Here is a 7,100-nt window from a genome sequence, read left to right as displayed (position 1 = left end):
CGTGATGCACTGGAACGCTCAGGATGTGAGCTAATTTTTGAAGACAAAATGAGCGGAAAAACAGCAGACAGGCCAGGGCTAAAAAGGTTGCTCAGGACGTTATCAGAGGGAGACACGCTGGTTGTATGGAAGCTCGACAGGCTGGGAAGAAGCATGCGACACCTTGTTACCCTGATAGAAGAACTCCGGCAGCGCGGAGTTAATTTCCGCAGTCTGACTGACAGCATAGACACCAGTACGCCAATGGGGCGGTTTTTCTTTCACGTTATGGGGGCACTGGCGGAGATGGAACGCGAGTTGATAGTGGAACGAACCCGTGCGGGACTGGAAGCAGCTAGAGCTAAAGGCAGGATTGGAGGGCGAAGACCAAAACTGACGCCAGAGCAATGGGCACAGGCTGGCAGGTTACTTGCTGCAGGTGAAACACGGCAGCGGGTTGCTTTAATTTTTGATGTGGGGATCTCGACGTTATACCGCAAATATCCTGCGACATTGTGTGATTAACAGGACAACGCCGCGCAGCTGTCTGCGTGACGTAATCAATACAACATAGGGCGAAGCCTATTCCAATCAGGAGGTTCGCCGCTATGGCTCAGGATTACCACCACGGGGTGCGCGTTGTTGAAGTCAACGAGGGCACCCGATCTATCACCACGGTGAGCACCGCTATCGTGGGCATGGTCTGCACCGGCGATGATGCTGATGCGTCCGTATTCCCTCTCAATAAGCCGGTTCTGCTGACGGATGTGCTGGAGGCCAGCGGTAAAGCAGGCGAGTCCGGCACGCTGGCCCGTTCGCTGGATGCGATTGCCGACCAGTCAAAACCCGTGACGGTTGTTGTGCGCGTGGCGCAGGGCGAAACCGAAGCGGAAACCACCTCCAATATTATTGGTGGCGTCACGTCCGACGGTAAAAAAACGGGGATGAAAGCGCTGCTTTCTGCGCAGTCGCAGCTGAAAGTTAAGCCGCGCATTCTTGGTGTGCCGGGGCACGACACGCAAGCGGTAGCCACTGAGTTGATGAGTGTTGCGCAGAGCCTGCGCGGGTTTGCCTACCTGTCTGCCTATGGCTGCAAGACGGTGGAGGAAGCCATTGCTTACCGGGACAATTTCAGCCAGCGAGAAGGGATGCTGATCTGGCCTGATTTCATCAACTTTGACACCGTTCTGAAAGCCGATGCCACGGCTTACGCCTCGGCCCGTGCGCTCGGTCTGCGCGCCAAAATCGACGAACAGACCGGCTGGCACAAAACCCTGTCCAACGTGGGTGTGAATGGCGTCACCGGTATTTCCGCTGATGTGTTCTGGGATCTGCAGGACCCGGCAACGGACGCGGGACTGCTGAACCAGAATGACGTCACCACGCTGATCTGCAAAGACGGCTTCCGCTTCTGGGGGTCCCGCTGCCTCAGTGACGATCCCTTGTTTGCGTTTGAGAACTACACCCGCACGGCGCAGGTGCTGGCTGACACGATTGCAGAGGGGCATATGTGGGCGGTGGATAAGCCGCTGAATCCGTCACTGGCCCGCGACATTATCGAAGGTATTCGCGCCAAATTACGCAGCCTGGTAAATCAGGGATACCTCATCGGGGCTGACTGCTGGCTGGATGAGTCAGTGAACGATAAAGACTCCCTGAAAGCCGGGAAGCTCACCATCGACTACGACTACACGCCTGTGCCGCCACTTGAAAATCTGATGCTGCGCCAGCGCATCACCGATCGCTACCTGGTCGATTTTGCCAGCCGTGTCAGTGCATAAGGGGGATACATGGCATTACCACGCAAGTTAAAACACCTGAACCTGTTCAACGACGGGAACAACTGGCAGGGGATCGTTGAGTCCCTGACTCTGCCGAAATTCACCCGCAAGTTTGAGAAGTATCGCGGCGGCGGTATGCCGGGCGCGGTGGATGTGGATATGGGGCTGGATGACGGCGCACTGGACACGGAATTTTCAATCGGCGGCACCGAACTGTTGTTATTCAAGCAGATGGGCAAGGCAACCGTTGATGGCATCCAGCTGCGTTTCACCGGCTCTATTCAGCGTGACGATACCGGCGAAGTTCAGGCCGTTGAGCTGGTTGTGCGCGGGCGTCATAAAGAAGTGGATTCCGGCGAGTGGAAAACCGGCGAGAGCAGCACCACCAAAGTCAGCAGCACCAACAGCTACGCGAAGCTGACCATTAACGGCGAAGTGCTCTATGAGGTTGATCTGGTCAACATGATTGAAATCGTTGACGGCGTGGACCTGATGGAAGCACACCGTAACGCCCTTGGCCTCTGATTTAACTTAACGGCGCGGTGATCCGCGCCAGTATCTGATTAACAGGAAACGAACATGAGCGACAAGCTGACTGAAAAAACCGTACAACTGGATACGCCAATCATGCGCGGTAAAACCCAAATCACCGAAATTGTGCTGCGTAAGCCTCAGTCTGGTGCGCTGCGCGGCACCCGCCTGCAGGCCATTATGGATATGGACGTGGGGGCCATGATGACAGTGATCCCGCGTATTTCCACCCCGACGCTGACCGCACAGGAAATGGCTGAACTGGACCCCGCCGATCTCACCGCGCTGTCGGTCGAGGTGGTGACTTTTTTGTTGAAGAAGTCGGTGCTTGCCGGTTTACCGACAGCCTGACGATTGATGACCTGGTGGCGGATATCGCCACCATCTTTCACTGGTCGCCGTCCATCACTGACGTTATGCCGCTGACTGAGGTGCTGGAGTGGCGGCACAAAGCGATTCAGAGAAGCGGGGCCAGCGATGAGTGACAATAACCTGCGTCTGCAGGTGATTCTGAATGCGGTTGACAAGCTCACCCGCCCATTTCGATCCGCGCAGGCCAGCTCAAAAGAGCTGGCTGCCGCTATTCAGCAAAGCCGCGCCCGGTTGAAGGAGTTAGATTCTCAGGCGGGCAGAATTGATGGCTTCCGTAAGGCCAGCGCGCAGCTGGCAGTCACAGGTAACAGCCTTAAAGCCGCCCGCGAAGAAGCGGCAAAACTCGCCACGCAGTTTACTGCGACCAACCGCCCGACGGCAGCACAGGCCAGACTGCTTGAGCAGGCTAAAAATCACGTCACCGATTTACAGGGAAAATATAACGGGCTGCGTCAGTCAGTGCAGCGTCAGCGCCTTGCGCTGAATGAGGCTGGGCTTGATACAAAGAAACTGAGCAGCGCACAGCGTGAGCTACGGCAGAACGCCGATGAAACCCGACTGGCACTGGAGCGACAGCAAAAATCCCTGAAACGCCTGGGTGAACAGCAGGCGAGAATGAATGCGGTTCGTGATCAGTATTCGCGCCGTCTTGAGGTTCGGGATCGCATAGCCGGAGCCGGAGCCACCACCACTGCTGCCGGGCTGGCAATGGGTGCGCCGGTTATGGCTGCAGTGAAAAGCTACGCCAGCATGGAAGATGCCATGAAAGGCGTGGCAAAGCAGGTAAACGGGCTGCGGGACGATAACGGCAACCGTACAAAACAGTTTTATGACATGCAGGATGCTATCAAGGCCGCCAGTGAACAACTGCCGATGGAGAATGGCGCTATAGATTATGCCGCACTGGTTGAAGGGGGGGCGCGTATGGGCGTGACCAACCAGGACGATCCCTTTGAGGACCAGAAACGTGACCTGCTGGTCTTTGCATCCACGGCGGCAAAAGCTGCAACGGCCTTTGAGCTGCCCGCCGATGAGCTGGCAGAAGGGTTGGGGAAAATCGCGCAGCTCTATAAAGTTCCGACGCGCAATATTGAACAGCTGGGCGATGTGCTGAACTACCTGGATGATAACGCCATGTCAAAGGGTGGGGACATTATCAACGTCCTGCAGCGTATGGGGGGCGTGGCTGACCGCCTTGACTTCCGAAAGGCTGCTGCGCTGGGTTCAACATTCCTTTCTCTTGGGGCTGCCCCGGAAATCGCAGCCAGCGCTTCTAATGCCATGGTGCGTGAGTTGTCCATTGCCACCATGCAAAGTAAACGCTTCTTTGAAGGTATGAACCTGCTGAAACTCAATCCGGCGGAGATTGAAAAGCAGATGACTACCGATGCCATGGGCACCATTCAGCGGGTTCTGGAGAAGGTCAACAATCTGCCGCAGGATAAACGCCTGTCAGCCATGACAATGATTTTTGGTAAAGAGTTTGGCGATGATGCGGCAAAGCTGGCTAACAACCTGCCGGAGCTGCAGCGTCAGCTGAAACTCACATCAGGCAGTGGTGCTAATGGCTCCATGCAGAAAGAATCCGACATTAACAAGGATTCATTGTCTGCGCAGTGGTTGCTGGTTAAGACGGGCGCGCAGAACGCTTTCAGCAGTCTGGGGGAAACGCTGCGCCAGCCGCTGATGGATATTATGGGCATGGTTAAGGGCGTGACCGGGGCGCTGCGTCGCTGGGTGGAGCAGAATCCCGTGCTGGCTGGCACGCTGATGAAAGTGGCGGCGGCTACGGCGGCTGTCACTGTCGGGCTGGGTACACTTGCCGTGGCGGTGGCTGCTGTGCTGGGGCCGATTGCGGTGATTCGGTTTGGCCTGTCTGTGCTGGGTGTAAAAACATTACCTTCCGTTGCTGCAGCGGTAACACGTACTAGAGGTGCCCTGTCATGGCTGGCAGGTGCGCCACTTTCCCTGTTGCGTCGGGGTATGGCGTCATCCGGTGACAGTGTCGGGTTGCTGAGTGCCCCGCTTAATTCCCTGCGTCGCTCAGCAGGAATAGCGGGTAATGCACTGAAAACGGTAGCAGGTGCTCCGCTTGCCGTGTTCCGTGCCGGTATGTCAGGTATCCGTAATGTTATCGGTATGGTGATGAACCCGCTGGCGGCATTGCGGGGTGGGCTGACAGCTGTCGGTGGCGTATTGCGTTTTCTTGTTTCTGGTCCGCTGGCATTACTTCGCGGCGCGCTGTTTGGTCTTTCCGGTATGCTGGGTGCGCTGCTCAGTCCGATAGGGCTGGTTGTGGCTGCGCTGGCTGGTGTGGCGCTGGTTGTGTGGAAATACTGGCAGCCCATCAGTGCATTTCTGGGGGGCGTGGTGGAAGGGTTTAAAGCCGCTGCAGCGCCCATCAGCGCCGCCTTTGAGCCGCTCAGGCCCATGTTCCAGTGGATTGGTGACAGGGTGCAGGCCTTGTGGGGCTGGTTCAGTGATTTACTTACGCCGGTTAAATCCACTTCCGAAGAGCTGAACAGCGCAGCAGCAATGGGGCGCCGGTTTGGTGAGGCGCTGGCGGAAGGTCTGAATATGGTGATGCACCCGCTGGAGTCTCTTAAATCCGGTGTGTCATGGCTGCTGGAAAAGCTCGGTATTGTCAGTAAGGAGGCGGCAAAGGCGAAACTGCCTGCGCAGGTCACGCAGCAGCAATTCGCCACAGTGAACAGTGACGGCAAAGTGGTGCTGCCGCCAGGCGGGTTCCCGGCTTACGCAGGGATGTACGACACGGGCGGGATCATTCCACGCGGGCAGTTTGGCATTGTTGGAGAAAATGGCCCTGAAATTGTGAACGGACCGGCAAATGTCACCAGCAGGCGGCGTACTGCTGCGCTGGCCTCTGTCGTTGCAGGCGTGATGGGGGTTGCTGCGACACCTGCAGAAGCGGCTCCGCTTCATCCGTTCAGCCTGCCTGCGAGGGCATACCAGACGCAGCCAGTGAAGGCTGACAGCCCGCAGTCAGTTATTCGTTATGAGATAAATGCGCCCATTCATATCGTCGCTCAGCCGGGACAGAGTGCGCAGGATATTGCCCGTGAAGTGGCACGGCAGCTTGACGAGCGGGAACGCAGGGCCAGGGCAAAAGCGCGCAGCAATTTCAGCGATCGGGGGGGGTATGAATCATGATGATGGTGCTGGGTTTATATGTATTTATGTTGCGCACAGTCCCTTATCAGGAACTGCAGTATCAGCGCAGCTGGCGACATGCAGCCAACAGCCGGGTGAACCGCCGCCCGTCAACGCAGTTTCTTGGCCCGGATAATGATTCACTGACACTGTCCGGGGTTCTGCTGCCGGAAGTGACCGGAGGCAGGCTGTCATTGCTGGCGCTGGAGTTGATGGCAGAGCAGGGCAAAGCCTGGCCTTTGATTGAAGGCAGCGGAACTATTTACGGCATGTTTGTTATTGAAAGTCTGAGCCAGACAAAGACGGAGTTTTTTGCCAGCGGTATGCCCAGGCGCATTGAGTTTACGATCACCCTTAAACGGGTTGATGAATCGCTGTCTGACATGTTCGGGAGCCTGAGTGACCAGCTCAGCAACCTGCAGGACTCTGCTGCCTCTGCGATTGGGGGGATTAAGAACACGGTAGGAGGATTGCTGCAGTGAACGTTAATTCTGATCTTCTGAATCTGAACAGCAAAAGCCCGGCTTTCAGTATCGTCATTGAAGGTAAGGACGTGACGACCGTGCTGGATACCCGCCTGATGAGTCTGACGCTGACGGATAACCGGGGCTTTGAAGCGGACCAGCTTGATCTGGAGCTGGACGACGCCGACGGGCTGATCGCCCTGCCGCGACGTGGGGCAGTGATTCAGCTGGCGCTGGGCTGGAAAGGCCAGCCGCTATTCCCTAAAGGGGCTTTTACTGTGGATGAAATTGAACACAGCGGTGCCCCTGACCGGCTGACCATCCGGGCGCGTAGCGCAGATTTCCGTGAAACCCTCAATACACGGCGCGAAAAATCATGGCATCAGACAACGGTGGGGGAGGTGGTAAAGGAAATCGCCGCCCGGCATAACCTCAAAGTGGCGCTGGGTAAAGACCTGACGGATAAGGCGCTGGATCATCTGGACCAGACCAATGAAAGCGATGCAAGTTTTCTGATGAAACTGGCGAGACAGTATGGGGCGATTGCTTCCGTTAAGGACGGGAATCTGCTGTTTATCCGGCAGGGACAGGGAAGAACGGCGAGCGGCAAGCCGCTGCCGGTTATCACCATCACGCGCAAAGCCGGTGACGGTCATCGGTTCACCCTTGCTGATCGTGGTGCCTATACCGGTGTTATTGCCAGCTGGTTGCATACGCGTGAACCCAGGAAAAAAGAGACAACCAGTGTTAAGCGTCGTCGAAAGAAAACCACCACACCCAAAGAGCCGGAAGCAAAACAGGG

8 protein-coding genes are annotated in these 7,100 nt (G+C 56.6%); all 8 read left to right on the top strand.

From position 1 onward, the window contains the following. Positions 1 to 504 (top strand): recombinase family protein (locus OGY10_RS04125; protein ID WP_286576325.1); only part of this gene is annotated, 504 nt, incomplete at its 5' end. Between the two features lie 83 nt (positions 505 to 587). Then, a complete protein-coding gene (locus tag OGY10_RS04120; RefSeq protein WP_060855072.1) occupies positions 588 to 1,760 on the top strand; it encodes a phage tail sheath protein in 1,173 nt (390 codons plus the stop codon). Between the two features lie 9 nt (positions 1,761 to 1,769). Next, positions 1,770 to 2,285, top strand: coding sequence for a phage major tail tube protein (locus OGY10_RS04115; RefSeq protein WP_086550357.1), 516 nt, complete (start codon positions 1,770 to 1,772; stop codon positions 2,283 to 2,285). Positions 2,286 to 2,339: 54 nt separating this feature from the next. Next, positions 2,340 to 2,642 carry a phage tail assembly protein gene (locus OGY10_RS04110; RefSeq protein WP_001744189.1) on the top strand — a complete coding sequence of 101 codons (303 nt, stop codon included), beginning with the start codon at positions 2,340 to 2,342 and terminating at the stop codon, positions 2,640 to 2,642. A gap of 14 nt (positions 2,643 to 2,656) precedes the next feature. Beyond that, positions 2,657 to 2,776 carry a GpE family phage tail protein gene (locus tag OGY10_RS04105; protein ID WP_001397628.1) on the top strand — a complete coding sequence of 40 codons (120 nt, stop codon included), beginning with the start codon at positions 2,657 to 2,659 and terminating at the stop codon, positions 2,774 to 2,776. Beyond that, entirely contained in the window at positions 2,769 to 5,834 is a 3,066-nt protein-coding gene (locus tag OGY10_RS04100; RefSeq protein ID WP_286576324.1) for a phage tail tape measure protein, read from the top strand. The genes OGY10_RS04105 and OGY10_RS04100 overlap by 8 nt, the downstream gene beginning before the upstream one ends. Beyond that, positions 5,831 to 6,316 (top strand): phage tail protein, encoded by a 486-nt coding sequence (locus OGY10_RS04095; RefSeq protein ID WP_000980407.1) that lies wholly within the window; start codon positions 5,831 to 5,833, stop codon positions 6,314 to 6,316. Before OGY10_RS04100 ends, OGY10_RS04095 begins: the two co-directional genes overlap by 4 nt. Further along, positions 6,313 to 7,100: contractile injection system protein, VgrG/Pvc8 family (locus OGY10_RS04090; protein ID WP_286576323.1), on the top strand; the 788-nt coding region annotated here is incomplete at its 3' end. The genes OGY10_RS04095 and OGY10_RS04090, both read left to right, overlap by 4 nt.

Origin of the sequence: Citrobacter sp. Cpo148, from assembly GCF_030332375.1 — a bacterium.
In the GTDB taxonomy this organism is placed as follows: Bacteria; Pseudomonadota; Gammaproteobacteria; order Enterobacterales; family Enterobacteriaceae; genus Citrobacter; species Citrobacter portucalensis.
Note: the sequence above shows the minus strand (reverse complement) of the source record. Positions and strands in the feature narration are given on the sequence as shown.